The organism is Sinorhizobium sp. 8-89, assembly GCF_030124325.1.
Lineage (GTDB): Bacteria > Pseudomonadota > Alphaproteobacteria > Rhizobiales > Rhizobiaceae > Sinorhizobium.
The window spans coordinates 144,277-158,721 of record NZ_JASKLR010000006.1; the positions used below are offsets into that span (position 1 = coordinate 144,277).

The 14,445-nt window shown below is 61.4% G+C and carries 13 protein-coding genes; 7 read left to right on the forward strand and 6 right to left on the reverse strand.

Translation table 11 applies throughout. The annotated features are described in order from the left end of the window. Nucleotides 1–165 precede the first annotated feature (165 nt). From QN219_RS14630 to QN219_RS14655, 6 genes are all read left to right on the forward strand, one after another. Nucleotides 166–1,473, forward strand: a complete 1,308-nt coding sequence (locus QN219_RS14630; protein ID WP_284000438.1) for an extracellular solute-binding protein — start codon at nucleotides 166–168, stop codon at nucleotides 1,471–1,473. A gap of 126 nt (nucleotides 1,474–1,599) precedes the next feature. Next, a complete protein-coding gene (locus QN219_RS14635) occupies nucleotides 1,600–2,505 on the forward strand; it encodes a carbohydrate ABC transporter permease (RefSeq protein WP_026621800.1) in 906 nt (301 codons plus the stop codon). 1 nt (nucleotide 2,506) lies between these two features. Beyond that, nucleotides 2,507–3,466 carry a carbohydrate ABC transporter permease gene (locus QN219_RS14640; protein ID WP_284000439.1) on the forward strand — a complete coding sequence of 320 codons (960 nt, stop codon included), beginning with the start codon at nucleotides 2,507–2,509 and terminating at the stop codon, nucleotides 3,464–3,466. Then, on the forward strand, nucleotides 3,463–3,666 hold the full coding sequence (locus QN219_RS14645; RefSeq protein WP_284000440.1) for a hypothetical protein: 204 nt from the start codon (nucleotides 3,463–3,465) through the stop codon (nucleotides 3,664–3,666). Before QN219_RS14640 ends, QN219_RS14645 begins: the two co-directional genes overlap by 4 nt. Next, nucleotides 3,663–4,772: an ABC transporter ATP-binding protein gene (locus QN219_RS14650; protein ID WP_284000441.1), complete on the forward strand. Its 1,110-nt coding sequence runs from the start codon at nucleotides 3,663–3,665 to the stop codon at nucleotides 4,770–4,772. The genes QN219_RS14645 and QN219_RS14650 overlap by 4 nt, the downstream gene beginning before the upstream one ends. Beyond that, on the forward strand, nucleotides 4,772–5,848 hold the full coding sequence (locus QN219_RS14655; protein ID WP_248449214.1) for an ABC transporter ATP-binding protein: 1,077 nt from the start codon (nucleotides 4,772–4,774) through the stop codon (nucleotides 5,846–5,848). Before QN219_RS14650 ends, QN219_RS14655 begins: the two co-directional genes overlap by 1 nt. A 139-nt stretch (nucleotides 5,849–5,987) precedes the next feature. Here QN219_RS14655 and QN219_RS14660 read toward each other — a convergent pair whose 3' ends face one another. From QN219_RS14660 to QN219_RS14675, 4 genes are read right to left on the reverse strand one after another with little or no spacing between them, the layout of a single operon-like run. Next, the gene (locus QN219_RS14660; protein WP_284000442.1) at nucleotides 5,988–6,962 is read right to left on the reverse strand and encodes a hydroxyacid dehydrogenase; all 975 of its coding nucleotides are present in this window, start codon (nucleotides 6,960–6,962) and stop codon (nucleotides 5,988–5,990) included. 24 nt (nucleotides 6,963–6,986) lie between these two features. After that, entirely contained in the window at nucleotides 6,987–7,679 is a 693-nt protein-coding gene (locus QN219_RS14665; RefSeq protein ID WP_284000443.1) for a FadR/GntR family transcriptional regulator, read from the reverse strand. 2 nt (nucleotides 7,680–7,681) lie between these two features. Then, nucleotides 7,682–8,851 (reverse strand): mandelate racemase/muconate lactonizing enzyme family protein, encoded by a 1,170-nt coding sequence (locus tag QN219_RS14670; protein ID WP_284000444.1) that lies wholly within the window; start codon nucleotides 8,849–8,851, stop codon nucleotides 7,682–7,684. Between the two features lie 58 nt (nucleotides 8,852–8,909). Next, the gene (locus QN219_RS14675) at nucleotides 8,910–9,797 is read right to left on the reverse strand and encodes a sugar phosphate isomerase/epimerase (RefSeq protein WP_284000446.1); all 888 of its coding nucleotides are present in this window, start codon (nucleotides 9,795–9,797) and stop codon (nucleotides 8,910–8,912) included. A 310-nt stretch (nucleotides 9,798–10,107) separates the two neighbouring features. Here QN219_RS14675 and QN219_RS14680 point away from each other — a divergent pair, with 310 nt between their 5' ends. Next, a complete protein-coding gene (locus QN219_RS14680) occupies nucleotides 10,108–10,959 on the forward strand; it encodes a sugar phosphate isomerase/epimerase (protein WP_284000447.1) in 852 nt (283 codons plus the stop codon). Nucleotides 10,960–11,163: 204 nt separating this feature from the next. Here QN219_RS14680 and QN219_RS14685 read toward each other — a convergent pair whose 3' ends face one another. Further along, on the reverse strand, nucleotides 11,164–12,783 hold the full coding sequence (locus tag QN219_RS14685) for a GMC family oxidoreductase (RefSeq protein ID WP_289624142.1): 1,620 nt from the start codon (nucleotides 12,781–12,783) through the stop codon (nucleotides 11,164–11,166). Between the two features lie 2 nt (nucleotides 12,784–12,785). Further along, complete coding sequence (locus QN219_RS14690; protein WP_284000449.1) at nucleotides 12,786–14,315, reverse strand: FGGY-family carbohydrate kinase; 1,530 nt, start codon at nucleotides 14,313–14,315, stop codon at nucleotides 12,786–12,788. Nucleotides 14,316–14,445: the final 130 nt, after the last annotated feature.

Consider the following 14,445-nt stretch of genomic DNA (forward strand, 5'->3'; position numbering starts at 1 on the left):
TAGCTTTGGTAATACCAGATTGGTACTGCGGCCCGTTAAGCTTGAGATCTGACACAAGACACAAGGGTCGAGGAGGACCCGCCGCAGAAGCGCCAGCCAGGAGGATTTGATAGGCGAACCGCCCGCCGCAAGGTGGGTATTGTGCATAAAAGGGGAGGAAATGTAATGCGCAAGACAGTGGCCGGTCTGATGGCCGGTATCGGTTTCATGTTTGCCTGCGGAACACCCGCGCAGTCGCAAGAACTGACGATTTTCTGGGCCGAATGGGACCCGGCAAACTATCTCCAGGAGCTTGTAAACGAATATGAGGCCGAGACCGGCGTGAAGGTCACGGTCGAAACGACCCCTTGGGCGGACTTCCAGACGAAGGCCTTTACCGAATTCAACGCGAAAGGCTCGGCCTACGACATGGTCGTCGGCGACTCCCAGTGGATCGGGGCCGCATCGGAGGCCGGCCACTACGTCGATCTCACTGAGTTCTTCAACAAGCACAAGCTAAACGATGTGATGGCTCCTGCCACGGTGAAGTACTACTCGGAGTATCCTGCGAACTCCGGCAAGTACTGGTCGATCCCGGCCGAGGGCGACGCGGTCGGGTGGTCTTACCGCAAGGATTGGTTCGAGGACCCGAAGGAGATGGAAGCCTTCAAGGCGAAGTATGGCTATGACCTCGCTCCGCCGAAGGATTGGAAGCAGTTGCGCGACATCGCCGAGTTCTTCCATCGTCCGGACCAGAAGCGCTACGGCATCGCGATCTACACCGACAACTCCTATGATGGTCTCGTAATGGGTGTAGAGAACGCCATCTTCTCTTTCGGCGGAGAACTCGGCGACTACAGCACCTACAAGGTCGACGGGATCATCAACTCGGAGAAAAACGTCAAGGCTCTGGAAACCTACCGCGAGCTTTACGGTTTCACCCCTCCTGGCTGGGCGAAGAGCTTCTTCGTCGAGAACAACCAGGCGATCACCGAAAACCTCGCCGCGATGAGCATGAACTACTTCGCCTTCTTCCCGGCGCTGGTCAATGAAGCATCGAACCCGAACGCGAAGGTCACCGGCTTCTTCGCCAACCCGGCCGGCCCGGATGGCGACCAGTATGCCGCTCTTGGCGGCCAGGGCATTTCCATCGTCTCCTATTCCGAGAACAAGGAAGAGGCGATGAAATTCCTCGAGTGGTTCATCAAGGACGAGACTCAGAAGCGCTGGGCCGAACTCGGCGGTTACACGGCAAGCGCCAAGGTGTTGGAGTCCGAAGAGTTCCAAAACGCGACGCCCTACAACAAGGCCTTCTATGAGACGATGTTCAAGGTGAAGGACTTCTGGGCAACGCCCGAATACGCCGAGCTGCTGATCCAGATGAACCAACGCATCTACCCCTATGTGACGGCCGGCCAGGGCACGGCAAAGGAGGCGCTCGATGCTCTCGCCAAGGACTGGAACGCGACCTTCAAGAAGTACGGCCGCCACTAACGGGTAAGACATTTGGGAGGGTGCCGGCTCCCTCCCGTTTCTTCAACTTGGCGCCGGACGCGGCGTCGCGCTCAGAAATGCGCAAAAGGATGGCGCCCGGCGTTGGGCTCTCGGAGGAGGAGCACATTGGCCACCGTGGTTATGACATCGTTAGATTCGAAGTCGCGCGCTGCTTCGCGGGGCTTGAGCGACATCAAAATTCGCAATCTTTTCATTGTTCCGACGATCCTGTTCCTGATCGTCTTCAACATCTTCCCTTTGATCTACTCGCTCGGCTATTCTTTCACCGACTTTCGTGCTTCGACGAACGCGCCGGCTACCTTCGTCGGCCTGCAGAATTATCGGGAACTGCTAAACGACCCCTTCATCTGGGCGAACTTCGCCATTACGGCGAAATACGTGATCGTGTCGGTTACCGGTCAGGTTGTTGTCGGTTTCGGCACGGCGATGCTGCTCAACCGTGAGATTCCGTTCAAGGGTCTAATCACGACACTGCTTCTGCTGCCGATGATGCTGTCGATGGCGGTGGTCGGGCTCTTCTGGAAGCTGCTCTACGACCCATCCTTCGGCATCATCAACTATGCGCTCGGCCTCGGCTCTTTCGAGTGGCTGGCGAATCCCGACATGGCACTCTACGCTGTCGCCATCACCGACATCTGGATGTGGTCCCCCTTCGTGATGCTGCTCTCGCTTGCCGGCCTCTCGGCCGTACCTAGGCACCTTTACGAGGCGGCGGCCATCGATCGGGCGGGGCCGTTCTATACTTTCTTCCGCATCACCTTGCCGCTCGTGGCACCAATACTCATGATCGCGATCATCTTCCGCACGATGGAGGCTTTTAAGACTTTCGACCTCGCCTACATCCTCACGAGCCAGCCGACCACGGAAGTGATCTCGATCCGCCTCTACAAGATGGCGTTCCAGGAATGGCAGACCGGGCGGTCCTGCGCACTCGCCTACATAGTGCTGATCATGGTGCTCGCGATCACCAACATTTACGTCAAATATCTCAACAGGGTGAAGGAGCGCTGAGATGGCGGCCGTCCAAACTCGCTCCGAGCGCGCGCTGAACCTAGTGGCGATCGCCGCCGTGCTCGTAATCACGCTGCTCTTCCTCGCACCGATCTACTGGATCACGTCTACAGCCTTCAAACCGCGCAACCTCGCGACGACCATCCCACCGACGGTGATCTTCGAGCCGGAGATCTCGCCGTTCGTGAAGCTCTTCACCAAGCGCTCTCAGCTGCGCGCAGCACCGGAGCCAGAAGACTATGCTGCCGCTCCTTGGTGGGAACGGCTCGTCTTCGAAGGGGGTGAAAAGGTCGTGCGCTCGGGACGCGGTGAGGTGCAGTTATCTGGCTATCCCAACCGCTTCATGAATTCACTGATTGTCGCGATCACCTCTACGGTGCTCGCCGTTGGCATGGGTACCTTCACGGCCTACGGTTTCTCGCGGTTCAAAATGAAGGGCGAAGCGGACCTGTTGTTCTTCATCTTATCGACACGCATGCTCCCGCCCGTGGTCGTAGCGATCCCCATGTTCCTAATGTACCGGGCTGTCGGGCTGAACGACACCCACTGGGGTCTTATCATCCTCTACACCGCCTTCAATCTCTCCTTCTCGGTCTGGCTGATGAAAGGCTTCATCGACGAGATTCCGAAGGAATATGAGGAAGCGGCACTCGTCGATGGCTACACGCGCCTGGAAGCCTTCTTCAAGATCGTGCTCCCAGAGGCCGCCACAGGGATAGCCGCGACCGCCGTCTTTTGCTTCATCACAGCGTGGAACGAGTATGCTTTCGCGCTGATCATGACGAACCGGCGCGCGCAAACGGCACCACCCTTCATCCCAAGCCAGGTCGGCTCTGGCCTTCCGGATTGGACCGTCATTGCCGCAGGTACCTTCCTGTTTCTGCTGCCGGTCGCCATCTTCACCTTCCTGCTCAGGAACCATCTCCTGCGCGGGATGAGTTTCGGAGCGATCCGCAAATGACGTTTCGTGCCATAAACCAGAAGTATCTCGAGCCAGGCTCACAGCTCCTGATGATATCCGGCATCATTGCGCTGTGCCAGCCATGGAACCTGTTCCTTCATCGCTACGGACTGACGATGACGTTAGTCGGGCTGATTGCCTTCATGATCACGTCGAAGGTCCCGCCAGAACAGAAAACTGACGAGAGCAGGAATCCATGACGCAGATTGAATTGCGCGGCATTGAGAAGCACTTTGGTGCCGTTCAGGTCATCAAGAACCTCAATCTCGCCATCGTCGACAACGAGTTTATTGTTCTGCTTGGCCAGTCTGGCTGCGGCAAGACGACGACGCTGCGCGCGATCGCCGGGCTCGAAACGATCGACGAAGGCGACATCCTTATCGACGGCCAGCCGGTGCAACACATAAAGGCGTCGCACCGAGACATCGCCTTTGTGTTCCAGTCCTTCTCGCTCTACCCGCACATGACGGTCTTCGAGAATATCGCCTTTCCGCTTCGCGCCACGCGCGGCAACCGTGCGGATATCGAGCGCGAGGTTCAGGCGGTTGCAAAAACGCTGCAGATCACGCACCTGCTCGCCAGAAGGCCCTCCGCTCTTTCAGGCGGCGACATGCAGCGCGTGGCGATCGGCCGGGCACTCGTCCGGCGTCCCAGGGCAATGCTCATGGATGAGCCGATCGGCGCGCTCGACGCGAAGCTCCGCGAGGAGATGCGCGCTGAGATCAAGCGGCTTCACATCAAACAGGGCTCGACTACAATCTACGTTACCCATGACCAGGTCGAAGCCATGTCCCTCGCCGACCGTATTGTAGTCATGCACGAAGGTGTGCTGCAGCAAGTCGGCAGCCCTCATGAGGTCTACGCACGTCCCGCCAACATGTTCGTCGCGCAATTCGTTGGCAGCCCGGTCATGAACATGGCTGAGGTGACGGTTTCCGAGGATGCCGGGCATGCGCGCGTGCTGGTCCGAGGTGCTCCGGCCGCATTCGATTTTCCGTCCAGTCTCACGGCCAAGCTCGCTGCCGCTGGAGCCGAAAACGGCAATCTCACCCTCGGCGTGCGACCTGAAGGGGTTCTCGTCTCGCGGGAAGCACGTGAGGGCTTCGTGCCCGTCGAGGCCCATATCATCGAACCGCTCGGCTCGCACGACATCATAGACCTGCAGGTTGGCGCCCAGATGCTGCGAGCAAGGACGAAAAGCGGCTTCGTACCCCGGCCCGGTACGGCCGTCTGGGCCCGGATAAATCCGGCTCAGGCGCATTTCTTCGACAGCTCGACCGGCATATCTTTTGGGACCAGGCTCTGATGGCTCACATCGAACTCAAAGGCATCACCAAGACCTTCGGAACCCACACTGCCCTGAAGGATCTCAGTTTCGAAATTGCCGACGGAGAGTTTTTCGTGCTGCTCGGCGAGACGGGCGCCGGCAAAACGACGACTCTTAGGCTGATTGCCGGGCTCGAAAAGCCGACGGGCGGACAGATCTTCATCGACGGTGAGGACGTCGCCGACTGGGGCGCCGCCGAGCGCGACGTTGCGCTTGTGCTGCAGCAGTATTCGCTCTACCCCCGCTATACGGTGCGCGAGAACCTCGAATTCCCACTCAAATCTCGCATCCGGCGGGTCGAACCGGTTGAGATCAAGGAGCGTGTCGCCCGCGCCGCGAGGACGCTCCGGATCGAGCACCTGCTTGACCGCAAGACGGACCGCCTATCCGGTGGCGAGATGCAGCGCGTTTCCATCGGTCGGGCCATCGTGCGCAAGCCGCGCGTCTTTCTGATGGACGAGCCCCTTTCCGCCCTCGACGCCAAACTGCGCGAGGCGCTGCGTACGGAGCTCAAGAACCTCCAGATGAATCTCGGGGCAACCTTCCTCTTCGTCACCCACGATCAGATCGAAGCCATGTCGATGGGCGACAAGATCGGCGTGCTCAACAACGGCCAGCTCGTTCAGACAGGCACGCCGCAGGAGATCTATGGCAATCCCGTCAACACGTTCGTTGCACGCGCCGTTGGCTCGCCGCCGATGAACCTGATCTCAGGGAGGCTTGCGGGCAGCGAGGCTATCGCGGACGAAGGCTATCGCTTGCCTTTTGGGACGGCGTTCGGCACTGCGGTTGACGGACGGCCCCTCACCTTCGGCATCCGCCCGGAAGATCTCTTCCTCGAAAGCGGCGCACCCGGCGAAGCCCGCGTCCACGACGTCGAGAACCATGGCGTCGAGAAGATCGTCACGCTTCGCACAGGCAACCACTTCTTGCAGGCGACGGTGCCAGCCCAGACCGACCTCGAGATCGAGGAGTCTGTTCGCTTCTCCTGGAACCCGGAAAAGGTCGTGCTCTTCGACGGCGGAAGCGGGATGAGCCTGCGCCACGCTGGCTGAGTTCCGATCGACAACGGCCAAGCTGACTATACCTACAATTTGCAATCGCTGCCGCGGCGCAGGATAGCGGGCAAGACAACAAATGAGCGGTTGCGGCAGAAGAGCCTCTCCATCTGGAGTGCGGCGAAGTTGCCATGCCTTACGCCGGGAACCGTCGCCTATAGTGTTCGACAACCTCAGGGTTGCGGAGATTGGTGGGCAGCCCGCCTTTCAAGACGCGGATTGCTTCGGCCGCAGCTCCCGTTCCCATGCGCATCATGCTTTCCTCGGTGATGCCGGCGAGATGCGGCGTCACGATCACATTGTCGAGCCGGAAGTAAGGATGCTCAAGCGGTACGGGCTGTGTAGAGAACACGTCGAGGGCCGCGCCACCGATACGGCCCGCCTTCAGCGCCTCGATCAACGCTGCATCGTCCACGACGGGGCCGCGCGACACATTGACGAGGATCGCGCCCGGCTTCATGCGCGCTATCCGCTCACGGCTCATAAGGCCGGTCGTCTCGGGTGTAAGCGGACAGCAGAGAACGACGATGTCCGCGATGGAAACCAGGTCGTCGAGCGAGAGAAATCGTGCACCATCGGGGACGCTTGCCGGCGAGCGGCTGTTGACAACGATATCCAGCCCGAAGCCGTACTTGGCGATACGGAAGACCGCCTTGCCAACATTGCCCATTCCGACGATGCCAATGGTACGGCCCGCCAGGTCGTGGGCTCGTTCGGAGCGGGCGCGCCCGGCATTCCATCCATCGCTTCTGAGATCCCGGTCCATAGGACGGAACTGGCGCAGCAGGGCAAGCATCACCATGTAGACGTGCTCGGCAACAGTCGGCGCATTGACGGCCGGTACGTTGGCGATCAGCACGCCGGCGGCGGTGGCCGCGTCGTAGGGGATCATGTCGAGCCCCGCGCCATGCCGGACTGCCGCACGCAGGGCCGGTACGTTTCCGAAGAAGGCGGGCGGGATCGGTGCGCGCACGATGACAACCTCCGCACCCTCGCCTTCACGAAGCAACGTCTCGGGATCGGGGGCGGACGCGACGCGGAGATCACCCGCCGCCTTCAACATGGCCTCGGCGTCGGGATGCAGGGGATGGGTCGAGAAAATGTAACTCATCGGCCTCCTCATTGCCGACCGGGGCTACTCCGCTGCTGTCGCGGGCCCGCCGATGAGGCCCTTCCAGTAGCTTTCCGCACCCTGCAGATGGGCATTCATCAATGCTTGTGCGAGATTGCCGTCGCGTGCGAGCAGCGCCTCGTAGATACGGATATGTTCCTCGTGTGAGCGGCGGCTACGGGCGAGATCCGCGAAGTAGATGGGTAGCCGCTGCTCGCCCATCGTGTAATAAACGCTGCAGACACGGTAGAACACGCTATTCTTCGTCGCCCGCACGATCTCCAGATGAAAGTCCCTGTCCTCGCGGGCGAGGCCCTGGCCCGACTCGATCTTCGCCTCGGAAGCGGCTAGAATCTCGCGCAGGCGTTCGTAGTTCTCCTCCGTCGCCCGCGCACAGGCGAGTTCAGCAGCCTTGATCTCGTGGATCTTGCGGAGCTCCACCGTCTCGTAGATCACGATCGGATCCAGTGGCACGCCGGCACGCGCGAAGAGTGCTATCGCCTCGACGCTCGCCTCCGTAGTCGTCAGATAGATACCCGACTTCGCCCGGCGCTCCACAATGCGCATGGCTTCCAGGATTGCCAGAGCCTCCCGGAGCTGCCCCCGGCTAACGGCGAAGTGCTCGGCGAGCTCCCGCTCCGAGGGCGTTCGCCCATTGTCGCTCGAAGCCCTAAATAGATGGGCCGCCAGAGCGGAAAGCAGATTGTTTTCTTTCATGGTTACAGTCTTTGCGCGTGAGTCTCCAGAACGCGTTCGTTTATCGTAAATCCAAGGCCGGGTTTATCAGGAATCTCTATCATCCCGTCTCTGACAGCCACGGTCTCCTCAACGAGGTCGTGGATCATCGGGTTCGCGCCAACCGAATATTCGATGACAAAGCTTGCCGGAGAGGCCGCGCAGATGTGCAGGCCCGAGAAGAAACAAGGGGCGCCGGCCCACAAATGCGGGGCAAAACGGAGGTTGAAGGCACTGGCGATGACACCAATTCGCATCGCCTCCGTGATGCCGCCGCAGAACGCCGGGTCGGGCTGGAAAATATCGGCCGAGCGCAGCACCGCAAGGTCGCGGAAGGCGAACCGAGTGGCCTCGCTCTCGCCGGCCGCGATCGGTACCTTTCCAGCGGCGCGCACGTCGGCCATGCCGGCCTTATCGTCTGCGATCACCGGCTCCTCGAACCAGGCGAGATCACAATCCTGCACGAGATGGATGAAACGTTTCGCGTCGGCAACCGTATAGGTGCCATGCGCATCGACCATGATATCTACCGAGGGGCCCAGCGCCTTGCGGGCGGCACGCACGCGGGCGGCCGAAACATGCGGCGCGCGGTCCATTGCGCCGACCCTCATCTTGACCGCCTTGAAACCGCCGCTCGCAATGTAGGACTGCAGCTGCCCACCGATCTTTTCGACACTCTCCCAACCGCCGGAAGCATAGGCAGGCAACCGCTCCGCCTTCCGCCCGCCGAGAAGCTTCCATACCGGCACGCCCAGCGATTTCCCAAGAATGTCCCACAACGCGATGTCCACCGCACTGATCGCGGCAATGGAGAGGCCCCGACGCGAGAGTTCCGGCATCGCATGACCCGAAATCGCCGCCATTTCGTGGCGCACGCCGTTGTAAAGCATCTCCCAGATTGCGGAGATGTCGGCGGCGTCACGACCGACGAGCCTCGGCCCCACCTCATAGTTGAGCATGTGCACGAGCGTGCCGTAAGTACCCGTGCTGCCCGCAGCATTCTTGCCCTCACCCCACCCCACGATCCCGTCATCTGTTTCTATGCGCAGGATCGCCGCGTCGAAGGTTGTCAGGCGCCCGAAATCGCTGCGATGCTGCCGACTTGCTTCGATGGGTATGCGAACCCACCAGGCTTGGACGGTCTTGATACGCATTTCGCCTCCCCAACCTCGCGGCGCGCCGGCCGCAGGGCATGCTCCTCCGGACCGGTCCTCACTTGATCAGCGGCAGGATGGTCTCGGCGGTGATCCGCATCTGGTCATCGTAGAACTTCTCGGTCAGCAGGCTCGATCCGTGGTCCTGGATGAACTTGAGCTGCTCCGGCGGGATATCGACCGGGTTGCGCTCGACCATATCGGGATATTTCGCCGCCGGCGTGCGGTCGACCGGAGCCACGAACTCATTCGTGAGCGCACCGTTGTATCCGATCTCTTTCAGAGTGGCGACGATCTTCGGCCAGTCGAGATGACCGAGGCCTGCCGCAAAGCGGTTGTTGTCCGCCACGTGGAAATCGAAAAGCCGCTTTCCGGCGAGCCTGATTGCGTCGAATATGTCCTCCTCCTCTATGTTGAGGTGAAAGGCATCGAGGCAGACACCACAATCGGGATGCACTGCGTCGGCGAGCGCGAGCGCCTGGGCGGCACGGTTGAAGAGATAAGTCTCGAACCGGTTGAGCGGCTCGATGGCCAGCCGGACGCCCTTTTTTTGGGCGTGGGCGAAGCACTCCTTCGTCGCATCCACGACCCACTTCCATTCATCCTCCTCGGTACCATCCGGAACGATCTTGCCAACGGTCGCCGGCACAAGGGTGACGATCTCGCCTTCGAGTTCACTCACCATCGTTATGACACGCTTCACGTAATCCACCGACTTTGCGCGCTGACCCTCGTCCTTGGCTGCGAGGTTGCGCTCGCCGAGCGTCAGCGTCACAGCGCCCCAGCAGCGAACGCCGTGTTCCTTGAGCAACGCGCGAGTGTCTTTGATGTCGTACTGGGCCGGCTCGCCCGAAATCTCGATGCTCTCGTAGCCGTACTTTTTGATGCGGTTAAGCGTGACGGCGAGAGGCTCCGCCCGCATCCAGTTGTGTGTCGAAAGGTGCATAAACGTCCTCCCAGACTAGCGTGACTCCCCAGTCACTCGAGGCGGTGCGCGGCACCTCCTCCACTTCGACCGAACTCATTCTGGTTCGGCCAATCTACCCTTGTCAAAGCTCTATCCCAAATGATCGCTGGCGGCAAGGCGCCTTCACCGTGGCATTTTCCAGCTTTTATGCGATTTCCTGGGTATCTCGGCCGCTTCGCTTCGAGGCATCGACGTCGTCACCTTGACCAGATTGCCGTATTTGGTATTACCAGATCGCGGCGGGCACAGGGAGGCGTTTACCGCGGAAGCCAGCGCCTAAGGAGGAACGATGAAGATCGGCATGTGCATGTTTCTCTGGACGACGAGCGTCGGCCGCAAACATGAAAAGCTCCTTCGGGACATTAAGGCGACCGGCTTCGACGGGGTGGAGATTCCGATCTTTGAGGGCACTCCGGACGACTACCGCCGCCTCGGCGCATTGCTCGATGGTCTAGGTCTCGAGCGCACTGCCGTGTCTGCCATGAGCGACCCTTCCATGAACCTGATTTCGCCTGACACGGCGACACGCAAGCGCGGCATCGCCTACATGCAATGGGCTATCGACTGCGCCGCCGCACTCGGCGCGCACACGCTGAGCGGGCCACTGCATTCTACGCTGGGCCAGTTCTCCGGCACCGGGCCGAGCGCAGCGGAGCTGAAGCGGTCCGTTTCCTGCCAGCGCACGGTCGGCGATCATGCTGCCAAGCATGGCATCACCGTCGCGCTCGAGGCGCTGAACCGCTTCGAATGTTATCTCGTCAACACGATGGACGACCTTGCCGCCCATGTCGACGCGATTGGGCACCCTAATATTCGGGCCATGTACGACACGTTCCACGCCAATATCGAAGAAGCCGACCCTCTCGGAGCCTTCACCCGCAACAAGGACCGCATCGTACATGTCCACATTTCGGAGAACGACCGCGGCGTGCCGGGCCGCGGGAATATCCCTTGGACCGAGACCTTCAAGGCGATCCGCGCAAGCGGCTATGACGGATGGCTGACGATCGAAGCCTTCGGTCGTGCACTAAAGGAGCTTGCGGCTGCAACGAAGGTTTGGCGCGACTTCTCCGAGACTCCCGAGGCGGTCTATCGCGATGGATACCGTCACATCCGCGACGGATGGCAGGGAGCTGCGTAGTGCGAAAGTGAAGCAGCGTTTGCGAGCGGGTCTGCGGCGCTCGAACATCGTCCATGCCTCCGCCTCGCTCGTCGAGCCCTTCGCCTCCAGCGCCAGCAGATAGCGGCAATCCGCAACAAACTTCAATCGGTCGTCCACGACGCCCGTCTCCCGCCAAACTGTGCTCCAAGGCGCGCCTTCAAGCAAGCACGTTTCGAGTAATTCTCACAATCGCTTCAGAATGGCTTCTGATCCCTTCTCCGCGATCATTATCACCGGCGAGTTCGTGTTGCCGGAGACAATCGTCGGCATGATGGAGGCGTCGACGACGCGCAATCGGCCGATGCCGTGCACGCGCAGCTTCGCGTCCACCACTGCCATAGGGTCACTCCCCATCTTGCAGGTACCGACGGGGTGGAAGATCGTTGTGGCAATGTCGCCGGCGCGGCGGATCAAATCCTCGTCGCTGTCGTGCTCGCGGCCGGGAAGCATTTCCTGCGGCCCGAATTGCGCGAGCGCCCTCGTTTCCATGAGCCTGCGGGCGTGCCGGATGGACTTCGCCGCAAGCAATCGGTCGCCGGCGGTGGAGAGATAATTTGGGCATATTTCAGGTGACCGCGCCGCATCACGCGCAGTGACATGCACTGTGCCGCGGCTCTCCGGCCGGAGATTGCAGACGGAGACGGTGACGGCGGGATAGCGGTGCAACGGCTCACCGAGCCGGTCCGTGCTGAGCGGCTGGACGTGATATTCGAGATCGGCCGTCGCGACGGCCGAATCGCTTTTGGCGAAGATCCCGAGCTGGCTCGGCGCCATTGAGAGCGGGCCGGATCGGCTGATGGCATATTGCAGACCCATGCCGACGCGGTTGAAGAGGTTGTGATAGAGCTGGTTCAGGGTGCGCGCGCCCTCGATCTTGAAGACGGTGCGGATCTGCAGGTGGTCCTGCAGGTTCTCGCCGACGCCCTGAAGTTCATGGTGGACGGGAATGGCAAGGGCGGAGAGCAGGTCCGGTCGACCGATGCCAGACAGCTCCAGGATTTTCGGCGAGTTGATGGCACCCGCAGACAGCACCACTTCGCGTGATGCATGAGCGAAGCAGAGGCGGCCGCCAAGGCAGAAACGCACGCCCGTGACCATCTTGCCGTCGAAATTCAGCCTTTCGGTCTCGGCCCCGGTCAGGACGCGCAGATTCTTGCGCTTCATTGCCGGCCGCAGGAACGCTTTTGTTGTGTTCCAGCGCACGCCGCCGCGCTGGTTGACCTCGAAATAGCCGGAACCCTCGTTGTCACCATCGTTGAAGTCGTCAGTCTTCGGAATCCCAAGCTCTTCCGCCGCATCGCGGAAGGCGTCGAGGATCGGCCAGGAGAGGCGCTGGCGCTCGACACGCCATTCACCGCCAGCGCCGTGTATGGGCGACTTGCCGCGATAGTTGTCCTCCGACTTGAGGAAATAGGGTAGCACGTCGTCCCAGCCCCAGCCCGCATTGCCGGCCTGCCGCCACCCATCATAGTCGGCTGCCTGGCCGCGCATATAAATCATGCCGTTGATCGACGAGCAGCCGCCGAGCACCTTGCCGCGCGGATAGTTCAGTGCGCGGCCGTTGAGGCCGGCTTCGGCAGCTGTCTTCATCATCCAGTCGGTGCGCGGGTTGCCCATGCAGTAGAGATAGCCGATCGGCACATGAACCCAGTGATAGCGGTCCGTACCACCAGCTTCGAGCAGCAGAACCCGGTTCTTCGGATCGGCCGACAGCCGGTTTGCCAGAACGCAGCCCGCCGAGCCGGCACCGACCACGATGAAATCGTAGGTCCCCTCGTCCACCGGCGTTTCATTTACATGCAGGTTCACGCAGCAGCTCCCGATGCTATAGTTTCCGGCGCCGAGAGCCGCCGCCAGAGCGGCGTCATGGCCCCCGCCATGTCCTGGTAGAGCGCGTAGCGCCGGCTGTAATGCGCGGCAAGCGCGCCATCCGGCCTATAGTGGCGGTCGACCCGCACCATGGCATTCGCCCCTTCGGTGAAATCGGCAAAGAGGCCGACGCCTGTTCCCGCAGCAATCGCTGCACCCAGCGCCCCCGTTTCCCGCGAGACAGCGACGGAGACCGGCATGCCGAGCACATCGGCAAATATCTGCGGCCAGAAGCGGCTACGCGAACCTCCACCGCTGAGCACCACCTGATCGAAGGTGGCCCCGGCCTTGCGGATCGTCTCGATATGCTGGCGGTGTCCGAAGGCGACGCCCTCGAGCAGGGCACGGATCAGATGCCCCTTGGTGTGCCAGCCGGCAATCCCGTAGAAGCCCGCCCGCGCGCGCCCGTCCTGCTGGGCGCCGTAGAGATAGGGGTGATAGAGCGGATCGTCCGCCGCGGGCTCGACGACCGCAGCGAGCGCGCAGCAGGCATCGAACGGCGATACACCCTTCGCATGTTCCCCTTCGAAGAACTCCCGCACCAGCCATTCGAGATTGGCTGCCGAGGTGGCGCTGTTTTCCATCGCCATGTAGCGGGTGCGGTCGAAGGTCGAGGACATGAAGACGTGGCCATCGAGGTCGGGAACGTCGATGATCACCTGGTTGATGCTCCAGGTGCCGGCGATGATCGAGGCGCTGCCGGTGCGCGACACGCCCGAGCCAAGCGCCGAGGCGACGACGTCGAACAGCCCGCCGATCACCGGCGTTCCGGCGGCAAGCCCAGTCTCCTGAGCCACCGCCTCCGTCACCGTGCCGGCGATGTCGGCGCTTTCGATGAGCGGCGGCAACAGGTCCATGCAATCGGCAAGGCCATAGGCTTCCATCAGCGTCCCGTCATAGCGGCGGGCGGCGAGGTCGAGCAGACCGGCGCCGGACATGTCCGACACCTCGCTGACGCGCCGGCCGGTCAGGCGGTTCACGACGAAATCCTTGGAGAAGAAGACCGTGCCGATGCGCTTGAATATCTCCGGCCTGTATCGCTTCAGCCAGGAAAGGAGCGTCGGCGTCTGTGAGGGCCATGGGCGCTGGCGGCCGATCGGGTAAGTCCGATCGCCGACGCCTTCCGCCGCCCATTCTTCGACAAGGTTTGTCGCCCGCGTGTCGAGCGACTGGATGCCGAGGAGCGGTTCGCCGTCCCGGTCGAGGGCATAAAGCCCGTTGCCGTGGCCGGCGCAGCCGATCGCGGCGATATCGCTCGCCGCAATTCCCGCCTTGTCGAGGCAGGTACGGATGACACGCTTCGCATTCGCCCAGAGCTCGCCGAGATCGCGCTCGACATGGCCGGGACATGGCATGCGGCTGTGGCCCTCCTCGCTCGCATGCGCCAGTTCCCGGCCCGTAAGGTCGAAGATCACCGCCTTGATGACGGTGTTGCCGGCGTCGATCCCCAATAGATAGTCTCGCATTCGGAACCCCTCCCAAGGTTCTCTTACAGCGCCGCGCGTCTTACCAGACGCGCAAAGGTCGCTGTAACACCTTTGAACTGCTGCATGTTTTTGTCCTGAAATCGGCTACGATTTAAGGACACATGCAGTA

Excerpts from the sequence above, each read along its gene's own strand:
- QN219_RS14650 (WP_284000441.1), top strand. The coding sequence starts at position 3,663 with ATGACGCAGATTGAATTGCGCGGCATTGAGAAGCACTTTGGTGCCGTT.
- QN219_RS14670 (WP_284000444.1), bottom strand. The coding sequence starts at position 8,851 with ATGCGTATCAAGACCGTCCAAGCCTGGTGGGTTCGCATACCCATCGAA.
- QN219_RS14655 (WP_248449214.1), top strand. The coding sequence starts at position 4,772 with ATGGCTCACATCGAACTCAAAGGCATCACCAAGACCTTCGGAACCCAC.
- QN219_RS14665 (WP_284000443.1), bottom strand. The coding sequence starts at position 7,679 with ATGAAAGAAAACAATCTGCTTTCCGCTCTGGCGGCCCATCTATTTAGG.
- QN219_RS14675 (WP_284000446.1), bottom strand. The coding sequence starts at position 9,797 with ATGCACCTTTCGACACACAACTGGATGCGGGCGGAGCCTCTCGCCGTC.
- QN219_RS14690 (WP_284000449.1), bottom strand. The coding sequence starts at position 14,315 with ATGCGAGACTATCTATTGGGGATCGACGCCGGCAACACCGTCATCAAG.
- QN219_RS14630 (WP_284000438.1), top strand. The coding sequence starts at position 166 with ATGCGCAAGACAGTGGCCGGTCTGATGGCCGGTATCGGTTTCATGTTT.
- QN219_RS14640 (WP_284000439.1), top strand. The coding sequence starts at position 2,507 with ATGGCGGCCGTCCAAACTCGCTCCGAGCGCGCGCTGAACCTAGTGGCG.
- QN219_RS14645 (WP_284000440.1), top strand. The coding sequence starts at position 3,463 with ATGACGTTTCGTGCCATAAACCAGAAGTATCTCGAGCCAGGCTCACAG.
- QN219_RS14660 (WP_284000442.1), bottom strand. The coding sequence starts at position 6,962 with ATGAGTTACATTTTCTCGACCCATCCCCTGCATCCCGACGCCGAGGCC.
- QN219_RS14680 (WP_284000447.1), top strand. The coding sequence starts at position 10,108 with ATGAAGATCGGCATGTGCATGTTTCTCTGGACGACGAGCGTCGGCCGC.